The organism is Mesorhizobium sp. ANAO-SY3R2, from assembly GCF_042466635.1.
Taxonomy (GTDB): Bacteria; Pseudomonadota; Alphaproteobacteria; order Rhizobiales; family Rhizobiaceae; genus Aminobacter.
Genome location: NZ_CP159955.1, coordinates 2912927 through 2928410 on the forward strand (window position 1 = coordinate 2912927; position 15484 = coordinate 2928410).

A 15484-nucleotide genomic window follows, 5' to 3' on the forward strand; every position below is an offset into this window, starting at 1 on the left:
CCTTGGTTCATTTCTTCTTTTTGGCGCGGCCCGCGAACGGGTTGTCAGAGGTGCGCAGCGCCATGCGGATCGGCACCCCTGGCATCTCGAAGGCATCGCGCAGGTTGTTGACGAGATAGCGCACATAAGACTGCGGCATGGCGTCAGGGCGCGAGCACGACACGACGAAGCCCGGCGGGCGGGTCTTAGCCTGGGTGATGTACTTGACCTTGAGGCGACGGCCGGCGACCGCGGGCGGCGGATGATGGGCGGTGATCCCATCGAGCCAGCGATTGAGCTTGCCGGTCGACACGCGACTGTTCCAGACGCGATGGGTGCGCATGACGGCATCCATCAGCTTGTCGAGCCCACGGCCCGTCTCGGCCGAAACCGGCACGGCCTGCAGCCCGCGCGCCTGCGGCAGCAGCCGCTCGGTCTTTTCGCGCAGCTCGGCCAACGCCTCCTGAGGGTTGTCGATCAGGTCCCACTTGTTGAAGGCGATGACCGGCGCCCTGCCCTCGCGGATGATCAGGTCGGCGATCTGCAGGTCCTGCTTCTCGAAGGGAATGGTCGCGTCGAGCACGATGATGACGATCTCGGCGAAGCGGATAGCGCGCAGCCCGTCCTGGACCGAGAGCTTTTCCAGCTTCTCCTGGACCTTGGCCTTGCGGCGCATGCCGGCCGTGTCGAACAGCTTGATTTCCCGGCCGCGCCAGTCCCACTCGACCGAGATCGAATCGCGGGTGATGCCGGCCTCGGGCCCGGTCAGCAGTCGTTCCTCGCCGATCAGCGCATTGATCAGCGTCGACTTGCCGGCATTGGGGCGGCCAACGACTGCGATCCGCAGCGGCTTGGTCTCATCGTAGGCGTGGACATCCTCGGCGTCGGGATCGGCGATATCCTCACCGATCAGCACATCGCTTTCGGCGATGTCGTCGCCCTCTTCCTCGTCGTCGGCGAACACGCGTTCCTTGCCGAGCGCCTCGACAACGGCGTCGCGCAGGTCGGGCATGCCGACACCGTGCTCGGCCGAAATCTGCACCGGCTCGCCAATGCCGAGTTCCCATGCCTCGAGTGCACCGCCTTGCGCACCGCGCGCCTCGGACTTGTTTGCGACGAGCACGACGGGCTTGCCCGAACGGCGCACGATCTCGACGAAAGTGCGGTCGTCGGGGGTCAGACCAGACTTGGCGTCGACCATAAAGAAGATGAGATCGGCTTCCTGGATGGCGATCTCGGTCTGCGCGCGCATGCGCCCCTGCAGGGTCGCAGCACCAGCATCCTCGAAGCCGGCCGTATCGATCACGTCGAAGGTCAGGTCGTAGAGCTTGGCCGCGTGGACGCGACGGTCACGGGTGACGCCTGGCGTGTCGTCGACAAGGGCGATCTTCTTTCCCACCAGTCGATTGAAAAGGGTGGATTTGCCGACGTTTGGCCGGCCGATTATGGCGATCTTGAATGCCATGTGGCCTGCATCACGAAGGGTTGCCCGAACCGCGGATCAGTTCGGCGAGGAGGTTGGCACGCTGGCGCGCGTTGCGGGGCGCGCCTTCGTCGGCGGAAATCTGCTCGAACAGCTTGAGAGCGTCGGCGAGCTTGCCGTCCTTCCAGGCGGCGAGGCCGAGCGCCTCGCGCGCCGAATGGCGCAGCGGATTGGTGTCATTGGTCAGCGCTTCGACGCGGCTCGACACATCGGCGTAAGTGCCGTGGTCGACCAGCACCATGGCGGCGCGCACACGCGCAATGTCACGAATGACGCCGGGAATCGACCCATCGGCGGCAACCTCGTCGAAGCCGGCTACCGCCGCCTTGAAGTCACCCTTGTCGGCCTGGACGGTTGCGGCGCGCATACGGGCCAGCAGCGGATAGGCGCCGTAGCCATCCTTCTCCAGCGCCTCGAACGCGACGAGCGCCTCGTCGGCCTTGCCGGAATTGGCGAGCACGAGCGCCTGCGAAAACTGGTCGCCCGAGGCATTGGCGCTGGTCTCGTGCCAATATTCCCAGGCCACGAACAGGGCGGTGCAGATGACGACCATTGCGGCAATGAAGATGGCCACAGGGCCGTAGCGGTCCCACAGGGCCTTCGCCTTTTCCTGGCGAATTTCCTCGTTCACCTCACGAAAGAAACTGTCGTCCGACATACTATCCAACCACCTTTGCCGCTCGGGGCCCTTGTGAGCCTGCGTTTTAACGTAAATTCACCGGCATGGAAGGGGGCGGGGTGGAAATTCGCCCACCGGGCAGTTTTAGCCGTTGCCACGCCCCGTTTCCGGTCTGGCCATTGTCAAAGAACGCTCCCTTGTCGGGAGGTAGTTCGGGAAGCGGGGCGCGATGCCGAGCCTTCCGATAGTCTCTTGTGTGGCCCGCCCCGGCCCTCCGCTATGGCTCCGGGCGTTCGACATTCGAAAAGCCAAATCGTTGGCTTTTCGCCGGCCTGCGGCCGGACATGTCTCACCCCCGCCCGGCTGCTTGCCCTGCTCAGTCGCCTCGGCATTTCCGCCGCCAGCCGCCGCAAGGCCCTGACTTGGGGGTGAAACACCCAGTGGAAGAACCGACCTCCCACCAGCCCGGCACCGGCGCTTCCCCCCGATGCCCGGTGCGCAGCCGGAGTCCCGTGGAAGATCGCGAGGATCATGGTACGGGAGGTTTTGGAGGTGTGGAAAAACGGGGGCGTCTTTCCACGCTGGTTGGTGACAGATGCTGACAGTCTCGAGTTGGTGCGATGCCACCAATTGAAAGCTTGGGCTCTACGTTGCCCCCCTCTGGGCTGCTGCCCATCTCCCCCACAAGGGGGGAGATCAGTCACGTCCACGCCGGCGCTCTTCCTGCGAGACTGCAAGGCGTTGCATCACCAATCGTATGAAAATTCCTTCATTTCGCGAGCACAAACCCGCTCGATCAGACTGCGATCCGACGGGCTCAAAACCTCTCTGTATGGCCGCCTATCAACCCGATGCGAGCTTTTCGCTCTAACCAGCTGGATAGGACCGATGCCAAGCTTTTGCTCAAGCGTCAGTAAATCCTGGCTCATCGTCTCGAACCTGACTACGAAATCGACGGCTAAACAGTCTTCGATCGCGTAAACGCCCCAATTGCTCAACTTATACGTTGGGACGGTGTGCAAGAACGAAGTCAGATCCGGACGAACTGCAGCCGACCTCGTGCTCCACCAATATAAGCTGATCGCCTTGTCGAAAGGGTTCCGCTCCAACGTGAATTTGAAATAGTCACGCCAGATATCGTCACTTAAGGCCGCTTTTACCTGCGCGGCCGTGTTGTGGTTGCGGAAAAGTGGGCGGCTTTTCTTCCAGAATCTCTTCGGCGACATATGGTTTTGCGGCCCCCTAAATCCCAAGCGCGACCGCGTTTCCTGGTCGGGCCGAGAAATCGCCGTGATGATGTCTTCTGGACCGCAGAACTCGCTCAAACCTATTTCCAGGCTCGTACCTGCGGTCTTTCTGGTTTTCAGAAAAATGAACTTATGCTGGTGTGAAACAATCATCGTTGCCTTCACTGCCGTCGCGGGTGCTTTAGACATAGATAGTATAGAACAAAAAAGACGCTGACAGCATCGTCGGATCCAGACCATTTCCGCTAGTTCCGCGAACCGCCTCCCCCGCCAAGACCGCAGCAGAAAAGTGGTCGTGGGCGATCCGACAATCCGGATGAACAGGCGGCCGGTTATCCACGGCCAGGTTCCCCGGCGAACGCATCCGTGCCACATTTGCTGCCTAGTCGACGATTTTCGTCTACATTCCAGTACTGCCTACAAGTTCGGGGACAATGTCAAAAATCTATCGTGCCGGCGCCGTGCTTTCGGCGGCGCTGATCTCGTTGCCTGCGGTTGCCGCCCCAAAGATCGAGGACGTGAAGCGGCCGCAGGTGGTGCTGATCTCCTTCGACGGCGCCCATGATCTCGCGCAATGGCAGCGCAGCCGCAACCTTGCCGCCCGAACCGGCGCGCGCTTCACCTATTTCCTGTCCTGCGTATTCCTGCTGTCACGCGAGACGCGCGGCGAATACCAGGCGCCGGGAAAATCGGCCGGCCGCTCGAATGTCGGCTTTGCGATGAACAAGCAGGAGGTGGTCGACCGGCTGGGCCAGATCAACCTGGCGGTTGCCGAAGGCCACGACATCGCCAGCCACGCCTGCGGCCATTTTGACGGCAGCAAATGGAGCAAGGCCGAGTGGACGAAGGAGTTCGACGCCTTCTCGACCATCATGCGCGACGCCTACAAGATCAATGGCATTTCGCCCGAGCCGGCCGGCTGGGCCGACATCGCGGCAAAAGTGCAGGGTTTTCGCGCACCCTATCTGTCGGACAGCAAGGGCCTGACGGCAGCATTGCGCGAGAAGGGTTTTGCCTACAATGCCAGCGGCGTGTCGCGCGAACCAGAAGCGCCCAGGCGCGGCCAGGGTATGATGCAGTTTGCCCTGCCGCTGATCCCCGAAGGCCCGTCGGAACGGCGCATCATCGCCATGGACTACAATCTGTTCGTCCGCCATTCCGGCGGCGTCGACAAACCCGAAGAAGCAGCCAAATTCGAGACCCGCGCCTATGAGGCGTTCCGTTCGGCCTTCGACAAGCAATATGCGGGCGGCCGCATCCCGTTGCAGATCGGCTTCCATTTCACGCTGATGAACGATGGCGCCTATTGGCGGGCGCTGGAGCGCTTTGCCGGCGAGGTCTGCGTCAAGGCCGACGTCGAATGCATCAGCTATGCCGACTATGTGTCGCGGCAAGGGGAAGCGGCGCCCGGTCAGGCTGGAGGCTGACGGCGGCATTCGCGGCCGATATATCTCCTGACCGGAGCAGCAATGGAGATTTCACGGCATGGATCCCCGGGTCTCCGCACTCGCTGCGCTCCTGCTCCGCCCGAGGATGACGAGTGCACGGGCACCTGTCGCCAATCGCAAACGTTAGAGATTGGCAGAGACGTCGAACAAGTTTCGTCATCCTCGGGTTGGAGCACGAGCGGAGCGAAGTGCGGAGATCCCGGGGATCCATGCCGTTACGTTGATCAAGCCAAGAGCAAAGTAGGATAGTTCCGCCTGGTTCGAAAACGACCCAACTCCCCCAAAGCCGCTCACGCCACCGGCTGATCTTCCGCCTGGGCGCCGGCCTTCTCCCGTGCGAGATAGCGCTGATCGATATCGGGCAACTCCTCGCCGAGCAGCGTCGCCTCGAAGGCGCGCAGGCGCTTGTAGATCGAGATCAGCTCAACGATCGTCGGCCAGGCACTCACAAGGTACTGGAACGAAGAACTGACTTGGCCAAAGGCAGTGGATATCTGTTGCCAGATTCCAAGTGTTATTTTGCCCGCAGCGATGGTCGGGATGAGAATCAGGCTCGAAAAAATAGCATCCGCCTGAAGGTAGCCAGAGCGAATGACGTTGAAATAGGCATAGTGGAAATAGAGGTTGAAATAGTTACGCCGGACGTTCGCGAACAGTTCGGCCACGGTAGGTGGTTGGGCGCGATCCGCATGGTCTTCACCATACACGAGCTCCTTGCGATATGCCGCTTCAACGCGCTGGTTCTTGAATTCAAGACCCGGCAGCTTGATGCCGAAGACCATCAGTAGGATGGTACCAAAGAGCGACCAGAAGATCGCAGCGAAGACCAGCGAGTAAGGTATCTGGCCAACGATAGGCAGTGCCGTGATATGCGAAGAAAGCTGGGCCAGCAGTGGCAGGAAGGCAATCAGCGTCATCGCAGAATCTATGAAGGCAACGCCCAAGCCTTCGAGCGTCGTTGAGAAACGCATCGTGTCTTCCTGAACACGCTGGGACGCACCTTCGATATGACGCAGCTTCGGCCAATTGGCCATGTAGTAGTCATTCATAGCCGTACGCCACCGGAAGATGTAGTGACTGACGAAGAAGCGTGTAACCACGAACAACGAAACTGAGAAGAAGGCGATCCCGGCAAAGACCCAGGTGAGTTCGTAGAGTTCGCCTGGCGTTACTGATCCAGCGGTCGATATGGCCTTCTGAAACAGGTCGAAGAACGGTCCACGCCATGTGTTCAAAGCAACATAGAGCTGAACCGTCGTGTAGGTGGAAAAAAGGATCGCCGACGAACCCAGGATCGACCAGTTCTGCCAGGAATGCGGCGAATACCAGGCCCAGAAGGCGTAGAATGCCCCAACCAAAAAAGCGAAATAGATATAGAACCAGAGGAAGGGGGCAGACCAGAAAATCTGCACCCCAAGTATCGGCGGGACACCGGCCGGCGCAGGCGGCATACCGAAGACGGCTCCCAATTGCTCGCCACCAAAGAACCATAACAGGACGGCTGCGAGACTCCAGACGGCAGCCGAGGTGAAAAAAAGCTTCGGCTGTGGGAAGAAGGATACGAACACTTTTCCAGGTTCCTTTCGGCGCGCTGATCGGCGGTATCGCTGTTGGGCGGCATCAAGTCACAGTTCGCGGCCAATGGGAATCCCCGCCGCTGTCTTGACCGGCTCCTTGTGCCGCAAATCGTGGCGATTTTCCGATGATTCCTTGCTTTTCAGGCGCGGCAAGCGATGTCGCGCATATCCAGCGGCGGCCGGCGGAAGCCGGTGTTGAACGGCAGGTCGCCGCGCTGGCGCTCGTCCATCCGCTCGATTTCGGGATGGGCGAGCGGATCGCGGATCCATGACAGCAGGCGCTCGCACGAGGCGACCGCATCCGAAGACGATAGGCCAAAAAACTGGCACAGGAACGAGAAAACCTTCATCTGCCTTCTCCCGAGGCGTTTTTTTTCTCCTGCATAGATCGTTACGATCCCTGCATTTTCAATCAAGAAATCGGCATTGGGAGGTTCAGTAACGTTGAACGCAGCGCGGGGGTTGGCGCGCGCCTCAGCCCGGAAAGGCAGCCTCGTAGAGCTCGGGCTTGAAGCCAACGATGCGGCGGTCGCCGAGGTCGAGCACCGGGCGCTTGATCATCGAGGGCTGGGCGAGCATGAGGGCGATGGCTTTGTCGGCATCAAGGTCCTGCCGGTCGGCATCGGGCAGCTTCTTGAAGGTTGTGCCGGCGCGGTTGAGCACGGTCTCCCAGCCGAATTCCCGGACCCATTTCTCCAGACTTTCGCGGGCGATGCCAGCGGCCTTGTAGTCATGGAAGTCGTAGGCAATGCCGTGGCCTTCGAGCCAGGTACGGGCCTTCTTGATCGTGTCGCAGTTCTTGATGCCGTAAATGGTGATCGACAAGACCGGGCCTCCGCAAGCGCGGCCGGCCGGGCGGACCCGACTCGGCCAGTTTCAAGTGGCGGCTAGGTTCTACACCGCAGCCGGTTTGGCAAGCGCGTGGCGCCAGGCGACTGCCTCGACCTCGACCAGGAGGTCGGGCAGCAGCAACTCGCTGACGACCATGGCGGTGGCAGCCGGCGGATTGTCGGCGAAGAGGCGGTTCTTGACCGAGGCATAGGCCGGATAGGCGTCGCGGCTGGTGAGATAGCAGCGCAGCGACACGACATGGCCGAGCGTCAGCCCTGCCTCAGCAAGTGCTGCCTCGATGTTGCGAAACGCCTGCTCGGCCTGGCCGGCGGGATCGCCTACGCAGACGACCTGCCGGTCCCTGAGCGCCACCTGCCCGGAGACCAGCACGAGGTCGCCGCAGCCGACGGCCTGGCTCATACCGGGGAAGGCCATATCCGGCGGGTTGAACCGCTCGACATTGCTCATGGCCGTCCGGCTCCAGGTGCGGGCGCCCTGACAACATCGATGCGCCCTCCCCTCAGCTTCACCGTCACCTCGGGGTCGTGGTGCGGGGCAACGCAGATGAACAGGTCGCGTCCATCAGCGCCGCCGAGCATGCAGGCGTAGGGGTTGGCGTCGGGGATTTCGACACGCTCGACGATGTCGCCTGAGGGGCTCACCCGCAGCACCAGCTTCTCGTAGGGCGAGGCCGCCCAGACATGGCCCTCGGCGTCCAGACAGATGCCATCAGGCACATGGCCATCGACCGCAGCGAACTGCCGGCGATTGGACAAGGCACCGCCGGCGCCGATGTCGAAGGCCGTCAGGCGGGCGGCCATCGATTCGGCGATGATCAGCGTGCGACCGTCTGGCGAAATCACCGCTCCGTTCGGGCACATCAGGCCGTCGGCTGCGATACCCACCTTTCCATCGGGCGCGACCATGGCCAGCACGGTCGGCGCCGGCGGCTGGCCGGCATAGAAGTCGAAGCCGATGTTGCCGACAAAGGCACGGCCCTCGCTATCGACGACCATGTCGTTCGAGTGGAACGGGTGGACATCGGCCAGGTCGGCGTGAAGCGTGAGCTTGCCGTCACGGCCGCGCCGGAACAGCTTGCGGTCGTTCATCGACACGACGAGCAGGTCGCCGCCGGGAAGCCAGCCCATGCCGGAGGGACCGCCCGGAACTGCGAAGCTGTCGCGCCTGATGCCGTCGCCTGATAGCACGTGGACGAGGCCATCGTGCTGGTCGGCGAACCACAGCTGCCCGTCATGCCAGCGGGGGCATTCGGGATAGACGAATCCCCCGCGATCGTACGCACTGCCAACGTCATGCCGGAACCCTGGCACAGGCGCTGAGGATCTCGCCGAGCTTCTTGATGCCGCGCTCGATGATGTCCTCGCTGACATGGCTGTAGGCGAGGCGCAGGAACTGGCGGCCGTCGGTCTCGCCCATGAAGCGCTCGCCGGGTCGGAAGAAGATGCCTTCCTTGGCCGACATCTCGGCCGCGCGCTGCCAGTCGACGCGTTCATCGATCTCCAGCCAGAGGTAGAACGAGCCCTGCGGCATGCGGAAGGTGACATAGTTGCCGCAATAGTCGCGCACGGCGCGCGCCGCCGTCTCGGCCTTGCTCTTGTAGACCTTGTTGACCTCGGCGATGTGGTCCTCAAGCAGGCCGTCGGCCATGTAGGAGGCCATGACGCGGGAGTACCATTGGCTGACACCAAGGTCCTGACGCACTGCGGCGATGGGCTCGATGGCTGCGGCCGGACCGGCGATCCAGCCGAGGCGCAGCGCCGGGGCGACGATCTTGGAGAAGCTGCCGCACTGGATGACGCGGTCGTCGGTGTCGAGGCTGAGCAGGGTCGGCAGTTCCTCACCGGCAAAGCGCAGGTCGCCATAGACGTTATCCTCGATAATCAGGAAGTCATGCTGCTTGGCGAGCTGGAGCAGTTGCTTGCGGCGCGGCACCGACATTTCGGTGCAGGTCGGCGTCTGGAAGGTCGGGATGGTGTAGACCACCTTGACCTTCTTGCCCTCGGCCTTGACCTTGTTCAGCAGGGTCTCGAGCGCGTCGATGTCCATGCCGTGATCGTCGACCGGCACCGTGCGCAGGTCGCCGCCGGCCATCTCCATGAAACGCAGCGCATAGGGAAAGGACGCCGCCTCGGCGACGACGACGTCGCCCGGATTGACGTAGCCGTTGGCGGCCAGCGCGATGCCCTGCACCGAGCCCGACGTCAGGATGACGCCCAGCGTGCCGAGTTGCTTGCCCTGGGTGCGTTCGATGCGGTCGGCGATCTCCTTGCGCAGGCCCTTGAAGCCGAAGACCAGTTCCTCATAGCCGGTGGCCGGGTCGAAATAGTCGAGCACCTTGGCACCGTGCTCGTCGAGCGCCTTGCGGGCGAGACGGACGAGATCGTCGGTCGGGAAGGTCTCGGGCGCGGCAAGGCCCTGGTCGAAGTTGAAGATCGCAGGGACTTCCGGATCCGGGAAAAACAGTGCGGGACCGGAACCCGAGAGCTTGGCGCGCAGATGATCGACTGACATTTTTTTCCTCCGTGATTGATTGTTTTCAGCTGGTTTTCGTTGCGTCCGGGACAAAAGCGCCGGAATCGATGCCGCTCTCGCGGTTGCGGCGCTTGAGCGAGCGGGCAAGCGTGCCGCGAAAGGCCGTCCAGCGTTCTCGCCAGCTGGCGGCGCGGCCGGCTTCCATGACACGGAGAGCGCCGAAGTCCGGGCGCGGCTGACTGGTCAGGGCGAGGCCGGCGAGCCGCCACAGGACCGAGCGCTTCTTGGTGCCATGATCGTCGTGCATGGCCTCCAGCTCGGCCACTGAAAACGGCTCCTCGTGGATGTAGCCAGCGACGACCGCGTCCTCGATCAGTTGCCTGCCGCGCTCGGTGCGGGCGATGTGCATGTTCCAGCCGTCGCCGGCCTCGCGGTGGCTGGGCTTGCCGTTCTCCATGGCCCAGCAATCGCCGGCGACGACGTCGGCGTGCTCGCCGATGCCGTCGGCGCAGATCTTGCAGCGGAACATCAGTTCGTAGGTGAGGTTCGAGAACCAGGTCTCGTCGTAGGTCTGGCTGTGCTCCCGCCCCTGCTTCGTGCGCACGTAGGTCGGGCCGGGCCAGCCATGGCCACGATAGCGGAACTCGTCGACGTCGCGGTGATCCTCGCCGAAACGGCGGACGATATTGTAGGTGGCGGCGATACTGGGATTGCCGCCGCAGAACATCGCCAGCATGTAGGGGACCTGCCTGTCGACCCGCGGATCGACGCGGGCCAGATTGCGCATGGTAGCGACATCGCAAGGCTTGCCGACAAAGGCGAAGCGCCTGCCGCTGTCCAGCAAGGCATGGACATCCTTCAGCGGTGCGGTCGGGCCGTAGCGCGAGCCGGCGGATGCGACGATCTCGGCGCGCGTGGTGTTGAAACGGGTCTCATTCTGCAACGGATTGTCGCTGCTGACGCCAACCTGAAGGATGCCATCGACCTCGCCGCTTTCAACGAGATAGACGGCGAGTGCGGTGAGGATGCCGCCCGTGGCGCTCCTGAAGCGGATCTCGGGATCGACGGCATGCCCCTTCCCGAGGTGCAGCATGGTGCCGAAGATGCGGTGCGGGGCGACCTCGCTCGGCGCTGGACCGGACTGGCGCCGGCCGGCGCAAACCTGCATCACCGCCTGCTGCTCGGTGTCGCGCAAGGGGCGCTGCCGACGCGGCCGCATGAAGCCCTCCGGGGACAGACCCATGCGCAACACGTCCTTGCCCAGCAGGCTTTCGCAGGCGCCGCAGCCAGTGCAAAGCCCGCGCTCGACCACATCCTCGACCCTGTCAGCAACACGCATGCGCCCTCCTCCGGCGATGAGCCTTCCGGCCTACGCCACGCCGGGCATGTGTCCCGATGTGCGATGTTGCGAACAGTTATAGGTGGCGCGGATTAGCCGGGACAAATCGCCATTGCGAATGAGCATCATCATTCAAAATGATCCCGCGTCGGCTGCGAGGCTTCACTTTCCGACGGGAAACAATCGTCGAGCAGGCTCCGCACCCATTTGTGAGCCGGGCTGTTTTCGGATGCGGGGTGCCAGTAGAGCCAGGTCTGCAACGGTGGCATGCGGAACGGCCTCTGCACGACCTCGAAACGGTCGGCCGGCAGAAAGTGCTCGATGAAGGACGTGGGGATGGTCAAGCACAGGTCGCTCTGGGCGAGGATCGCGCGCGCCGCCAGGCAATGCTCGACATGGACCGCCACCTCGCGCCGACGCTTGAGGCGCCCAATCGCACCATCAACGAGGTTGGCGACGCGGGGGCGATTGGAGATGTGCAGGTGCCTGAGCCCAAGATAGCGCTCGAATGTCAGCGGCTCGCCCAGCACCGGGTGCCCCTTGCGCACCACGCAGACGAACTCGTCCCTGAACAGCAGGCGCCGGCCAAGGCCGGGCTCGGCGAGCGGATGCGACTCGACGGCAAAGTCGATCTCGCCCGACGCCAGGCCGGAATCGAGTTCGCGCTCGGCGACGAAATGGTTGCGGACCGCAATGCCGGAACCGATGCGGTTGATCTCGCCGACCAGCGGCGCGAGCACGACCGCCTCGGCAAAGTCGCTCATGCTGAACGTCATGATGCGCTCGGAGGTGAGCGGGTCGAAGCGTTCATGGAGGGCGAGCGTCCGGTCCAGTGCGATCAGCGCTTCCCGGATCGGGTGAATCAGGCTCTGCGCCAGCGGCGTGGGGGCGATCCCCTGTCCGGCTCGGACGAAAAGCGCATCGCCAAAGATGTCGCGCAGGCGGGCAAGGCTGTTGCTGACCGCCGGCTGGGTGACATTCAGCGTCTCGGCAGCCCGGGTGATGCTTGCTTCGCTGTAGACGGCCTCAAAGACATGCAGGAGATTGAGGTCGAGTTTTGCCAGGTTGCGCAGCACCATCGCGTCACGTCCCGTACGCTGGGCTTGAGACGGTCGGCAAAGCAGATCCCTCCCTCACATCGCGGGCCCGAAGTCGGGCCAGCAGCATGGACAGGGAGATGCGGATCGTTCGCGCATGAGACAACGCGGCGGCAATCGATGCGCCCCTCCCCTGCCAATCGACCGTCGGCTCCTCCCGGACGGCGCGATCAGCTCAGGGCATTACGTATGGCGAGACCTGCATCGGCCTCGTCCGAACAGACTAGGGAGCGGAGTTGCGCAGCCAGTCGGCCAGCGAGGGTCTGAAATGGCCTGCGCGGCCATGCATCGCTTCGGCGGCGCACATCGAATTCAGGACCGCCTCCTGCGTCGCCTCGGTGGCGGCTCGGAAAAGTCTGTCGATGCGGTTCTCGTTGAGCGCTGTCATGGCGACGAAATCGGCCCGCTCGTCATGATCGAAGGTCACAGCCGTGCTGAAGCCGATGGCGATGTCGCCACTACCGTGGCCCCAATATGCGCCCAGCCGGGCGAGACCGGCGCCGCAGCGGCGCGTGATCCGCCGGAGCTGGCGATGCTCCATCGGAATGTCGGTCGCCAGCACGACGATGACAGACCCCTTCTCCGCTTCCGGCAGCGAGCGGGGATCGGGGCGGCGGCCGTCGGGCAGGACCAGATCGCCGGCGCGCCCGAAATTGGACAGGACCAGAACGCCAAGATGGTGCGTGTTGCCGCCAAGCATCAGCCGGCGCGAAGCGGTGCCGATGCCACCCTTGAAGCCGAAGCAGCTCATGCCGGTGCCGGCGCCGACATTGCCTTCGGCGACGTCGCTCCCGGCCGCAGCGGCAAGGGCGGCACGGGCATGGTCTTCGCCAACGGCCAGCGCCTGGATGTCGCTCAGCGCGCCGTCATTGCATTCGCAAACGACCGGATTGACGGTCGCCGTCTCGCGGCCGATGTCGGGATTTTCCGCGATCGCCGCGCGGATCAGCGCGTTGGCGCAAGCGCCGACGCCAAAAGTGTTGGTGAGCAGGATCGGCGTTTCCAGCGCGCCGAGCTCATCAATCTGGACAAGGCCGGTGCTCTTGCCGAAACCGTTGATCACGTCGCTGGCGGCCAGCACCTTCCGGCGATAGAGATTGCCGCCATGCGGCAGGATCGCGGTGACCCCGGTGTTGAGGTCGCCGGTGCGGATCGTGTGGTGGCCGACCAGCACACCGGGCACGTCTGTAATGGCGTTGCGCGGCCCTGGCTCAAGCGTGCCACACAGGATGCCCATATCTCGCGCAATCATCGACATGATGTCTCAACTCCTGCTCTCGGACTCGCGCCAACCAACTGCGGCCCGGCGACCTTGTTGGCGAGACGGAGGCCGTTGTCCAGTGGCTGCAATGCAAACGGCCAGCGATGCCGCCGCCGCGCAGCTGTCGCGGTAGCAGCCACCGCGACTGTCGGCCACATGATGCTGGGCACGACAATTCTAGCATAGGGAGAGTGGATCCAGCCCATAAGCAACCATAGATGGCGCCGTAACGCCACGTCAACATTTCGCATATGATTCCAATGCTTTGCCGGAAACGGAAAATGAACCATTTGAGCATAGCCAGTCGACCACAAGCCGCTGGCGAGAGCCTCGCGCAAGTGATGCCCCAGGAACCGGCCGGCCACCCAAAAGGAATAGAAATGTCCGACAATTCCGTTGCCACGGACGCCGCGATTGCTCGACGTCTTGCCTTTGTACGGTTCGATGGCGAAGCGCGTGAAGCTCTGAACGAAGTCAGACCCGCGATCGAAGCGGCGCTGCCGGCCGTGATGGACAACTTCTACGCTCACATCGCCAAGTTCGAGGAGGCGCGCCGCTTCTTCGGGGCTGGCGTGGCCGGAAGCCAGAAGATGCAGGTCGCGAGCGGGCGCCAGATCAAGCACTGGAGCGCGATCGCGGCGGGCAATTTCGGCGAGGGCTACGTCCAGTCGGCGCAGCGGATCGGGCGGATCCATGCCGATATCGGCCTGGAGCCCCGCTGGTATGTCGGCGGCTACACCCTGATCATCGACCAGATCGTCTCGGTTATCCTCGAGCAGTTCTGGCCGAAGGGCCTTGGCATTCGGGCGCCTGGACGCGAGCGGGCGAGCCAGGCTCTCAGCGCCCTGCTCAAGGCCTCGCTGTTCGACATGGAACTCGTGATCTCCACCTATCTCGCGGAATCCGAAAAGCGCCGGCTGACCGCCGAAGCCGCACGCGAGGAGGCAGAGAAGGAGCAGCGCACCGCACTCGCTTCACTCGCAGAGGCCATCGACCAGCTTGCCAAAGGCCAGCTCAATCATCGGATCGAGCCCCTCGACGCGCCGAACTACGACCAGATCAGGACGGATTTCAACCGCGCCATGGAACTGCTCGAGGAAGCAGTCGGCCGCATCCATGGAAACGCCGCCGCCATCCACGACGGCTCCGCCCAGCTTGTCCAGGCAGCCGACGATCTGGCGCGGCGGACCGAGCACCAGGCGGCGAGCCTGGAACAGACCGCTGCGGCGCTCGAAGAGATCTCGCAGGCCACCTCGCAGACCACCACTGGCGCGACCAAGGCCGATGGCGTTGCGCAGGACGCCAAGTCCAGTGCCCAGTCAAGCAGCCAGGCGATGCGGGACATGACCATCGCCATGGGCGAGATCGACAGCTCGGCCCAGCATATCGGCCAGATCGTCTCGGTGATCGACGACATCGCCTTCCAGACCAATCTTCTGGCGCTGAATGCCGGGGTGGAGGCAGCACGCGCCGGCGACGCCGGCAAGGGCTTTGCGGTCGTCGCCTCTGAAGTTCGCAGCCTGGCGCTGCGCTCGGCGGACGCGGCACGCGAGATCAAGACGCTCATCGCATCCTCGGGCGAGCGTGTCGCAGCCGGTGTCAGGCTCGCCGCCCAGACGGGTGACGCGCTCGAGGTGCTGACCAGCAAGGTGACGGAGATCAGCGTGCTGGTTGCCGAAATCGCAAATTCGGCCAAGGAGCAGTCAGTCGGCCTGTCGGGGATCAACAACGCCGTCAACCAGCTTGACCAGGTCACGCAGCAAAACGCGGCCATGGTCGAAGAGTCGACCGCAGCGTCCCATGCACTCGCCCAAGAGGCCGTAGCGCTGACGACCAGCGTGTCCCACTTCGAGGTCGCCGGACGCGCGCCGCGTGCAGCACGCGCCGACACGCGCCAGCGCCGGACGCAGCCCCCGCTCAGGGTCGTCCGCAACGGAAATGGCAACCCCGCGGGGCCGGAGGCCGGCTGGAACGAGTTCTGAGGCATCAAGCTTCACGGTTCCGAAGCCAGTCCACAGCAGGACAATTGGAGCGCCGTGCGACCGAATGGACGCGCGGCGCTCCAACTTATGGGATCCAAGCTTCGCAACCGGAACCCGTAGGCAAACGA

General features: G+C 63.4%; 14 protein-coding genes. 2 read left to right on the plus strand and 12 right to left on the minus strand.

Annotated features, from left to right (window positions below; genetic code table 11):
• Positions 1 to 7 precede the first annotated feature (7 nt).
• The 3 genes from der to ABSY17_RS19015 all read right to left on the minus strand — a co-directional run bounded on the left by der (position 8) and on the right by ABSY17_RS19015 (position 3481).
• On the minus strand, positions 8 to 1444 hold the full coding sequence (gene der / locus ABSY17_RS19005) for a ribosome biogenesis GTPase Der (RefSeq protein WP_378944006.1): 1437 nt from the start codon (positions 1442 to 1444) through the stop codon (positions 8 to 10).
• A 10-nt stretch (positions 1445 to 1454) separates the two neighbouring features.
• Positions 1455 to 2120 (minus strand): tetratricopeptide repeat protein, encoded by a 666-nt coding sequence (locus tag ABSY17_RS19010; RefSeq protein ID WP_378944009.1) that lies wholly within the window; start codon positions 2118 to 2120, stop codon positions 1455 to 1457.
• A 707-nt stretch (positions 2121 to 2827) separates the two neighbouring features.
• Positions 2828 to 3481: a sulfotransferase family 2 domain-containing protein gene (locus tag ABSY17_RS19015; protein ID WP_378944012.1), complete on the minus strand. Its 654-nt coding sequence runs from the start codon at positions 3479 to 3481 to the stop codon at positions 2828 to 2830.
• Positions 3482 to 3762: 281 nt separating this feature from the next.
• Here ABSY17_RS19015 and ABSY17_RS19020 point away from each other — a divergent pair, with 281 nt between their 5' ends.
• Entirely contained in the window at positions 3763 to 4755 is a 993-nt protein-coding gene (locus tag ABSY17_RS19020; RefSeq protein ID WP_378944015.1) for a polysaccharide deacetylase, read from the plus strand.
• A 311-nt stretch (positions 4756 to 5066) separates the two neighbouring features.
• Here ABSY17_RS19020 and sbmA read toward each other — a convergent pair whose 3' ends face one another.
• From sbmA to ABSY17_RS19065, 9 genes are all read right to left on the minus strand, one after another.
• On the minus strand, positions 5067 to 6344 hold the full coding sequence (gene sbmA / locus ABSY17_RS19025) for a peptide antibiotic transporter SbmA (RefSeq protein ID WP_378944018.1): 1278 nt from the start codon (positions 6342 to 6344) through the stop codon (positions 5067 to 5069).
• 149 nt (positions 6345 to 6493) lie between these two features.
• On the minus strand, positions 6494 to 6703 hold the full coding sequence (locus ABSY17_RS19030; RefSeq protein WP_378944021.1) for a hypothetical protein: 210 nt from the start codon (positions 6701 to 6703) through the stop codon (positions 6494 to 6496).
• A gap of 124 nt (positions 6704 to 6827) precedes the next feature.
• Complete coding sequence (locus tag ABSY17_RS19035; RefSeq protein ID WP_378944024.1) at positions 6828 to 7178, minus strand: ArsC family reductase; 351 nt, start codon at positions 7176 to 7178, stop codon at positions 6828 to 6830.
• 69 nt (positions 7179 to 7247) lie between these two features.
• Positions 7248 to 7652: a RidA family protein gene (locus ABSY17_RS19040; protein ID WP_378944027.1), complete on the minus strand. Its 405-nt coding sequence runs from the start codon at positions 7650 to 7652 to the stop codon at positions 7248 to 7250.
• Positions 7649 to 8515 carry an SMP-30/gluconolactonase/LRE family protein gene (locus ABSY17_RS19045; RefSeq protein WP_378944030.1) on the minus strand — a complete coding sequence of 289 codons (867 nt, stop codon included), beginning with the start codon at positions 8513 to 8515 and terminating at the stop codon, positions 7649 to 7651. The genes ABSY17_RS19040 and ABSY17_RS19045 overlap by 4 nt, the downstream gene beginning before the upstream one ends.
• The gene (locus ABSY17_RS19050; protein WP_378944033.1) at positions 8496 to 9716 is read right to left on the minus strand and encodes a PLP-dependent aminotransferase family protein; all 1221 of its coding nucleotides are present in this window, start codon (positions 9714 to 9716) and stop codon (positions 8496 to 8498) included. The genes ABSY17_RS19045 and ABSY17_RS19050 overlap by 20 nt, the downstream gene beginning before the upstream one ends.
• A gap of 25 nt (positions 9717 to 9741) precedes the next feature.
• Complete coding sequence (locus ABSY17_RS19055) at positions 9742 to 11016, minus strand: Coenzyme F420 hydrogenase/dehydrogenase, beta subunit C-terminal domain (protein WP_378944036.1); 1275 nt, start codon at positions 11014 to 11016, stop codon at positions 9742 to 9744.
• Between the two features lie 128 nt (positions 11017 to 11144).
• Positions 11145 to 12095: a LysR family transcriptional regulator gene (locus ABSY17_RS19060; protein WP_378944039.1), complete on the minus strand. Its 951-nt coding sequence runs from the start codon at positions 12093 to 12095 to the stop codon at positions 11145 to 11147.
• 241 nt (positions 12096 to 12336) lie between these two features.
• The gene (locus ABSY17_RS19065; protein WP_378944041.1) at positions 12337 to 13371 is read right to left on the minus strand and encodes a P1 family peptidase; all 1035 of its coding nucleotides are present in this window, start codon (positions 13369 to 13371) and stop codon (positions 12337 to 12339) included.
• Between the two features lie 383 nt (positions 13372 to 13754).
• Here ABSY17_RS19065 and ABSY17_RS19070 point away from each other — a divergent pair, with 383 nt between their 5' ends.
• Positions 13755 to 15356 carry a methyl-accepting chemotaxis protein gene (locus ABSY17_RS19070; protein WP_378944044.1) on the plus strand — a complete coding sequence of 534 codons (1602 nt, stop codon included), beginning with the start codon at positions 13755 to 13757 and terminating at the stop codon, positions 15354 to 15356.
• The last annotated feature ends 128 nt before the right edge of the window (positions 15357 to 15484 follow it).

Bases quoted from the DNA above. Each gene is read 5' to 3' on its own strand.
- der (WP_378944006.1), bottom strand. From the start codon at position 1,444: ATGGCATTCAAGATCGCCATAATCGGCCGGCCAAACGTCGGCAAATCC.
- ABSY17_RS19010 (WP_378944009.1), bottom strand. From the start codon at position 2,120: ATGTCGGACGACAGTTTCTTTCGTGAGGTGAACGAGGAAATTCGCCAG.
- ABSY17_RS19015 (WP_378944012.1), bottom strand. From the start codon at position 3,481: ATGATTGTTTCACACCAGCATAAGTTCATTTTTCTGAAAACCAGAAAG.
- ABSY17_RS19020 (WP_378944015.1), top strand. From the start codon at position 3,763: ATGTCAAAAATCTATCGTGCCGGCGCCGTGCTTTCGGCGGCGCTGATC.
- ABSY17_RS19030 (WP_378944021.1), bottom strand. From the start codon at position 6,703: ATGAAGGTTTTCTCGTTCCTGTGCCAGTTTTTTGGCCTATCGTCTTCG.
- ABSY17_RS19040 (WP_378944027.1), bottom strand. From the start codon at position 7,652: ATGAGCAATGTCGAGCGGTTCAACCCGCCGGATATGGCCTTCCCCGGT.
- ABSY17_RS19050 (WP_378944033.1), bottom strand. From the start codon at position 9,716: ATGTCAGTCGATCATCTGCGCGCCAAGCTCTCGGGTTCCGGTCCCGCA.
- ABSY17_RS19055 (WP_378944036.1), bottom strand. From the start codon at position 11,016: ATGCGTGTTGCTGACAGGGTCGAGGATGTGGTCGAGCGCGGGCTTTGC.
- ABSY17_RS19060 (WP_378944039.1), bottom strand. From the start codon at position 12,095: ATGGTGCTGCGCAACCTGGCAAAACTCGACCTCAATCTCCTGCATGTC.
- ABSY17_RS19065 (WP_378944041.1), bottom strand. From the start codon at position 13,371: ATGTCGATGATTGCGCGAGATATGGGCATCCTGTGTGGCACGCTTGAG.
- ABSY17_RS19070 (WP_378944044.1), top strand. From the start codon at position 13,755: ATGTCCGACAATTCCGTTGCCACGGACGCCGCGATTGCTCGACGTCTT.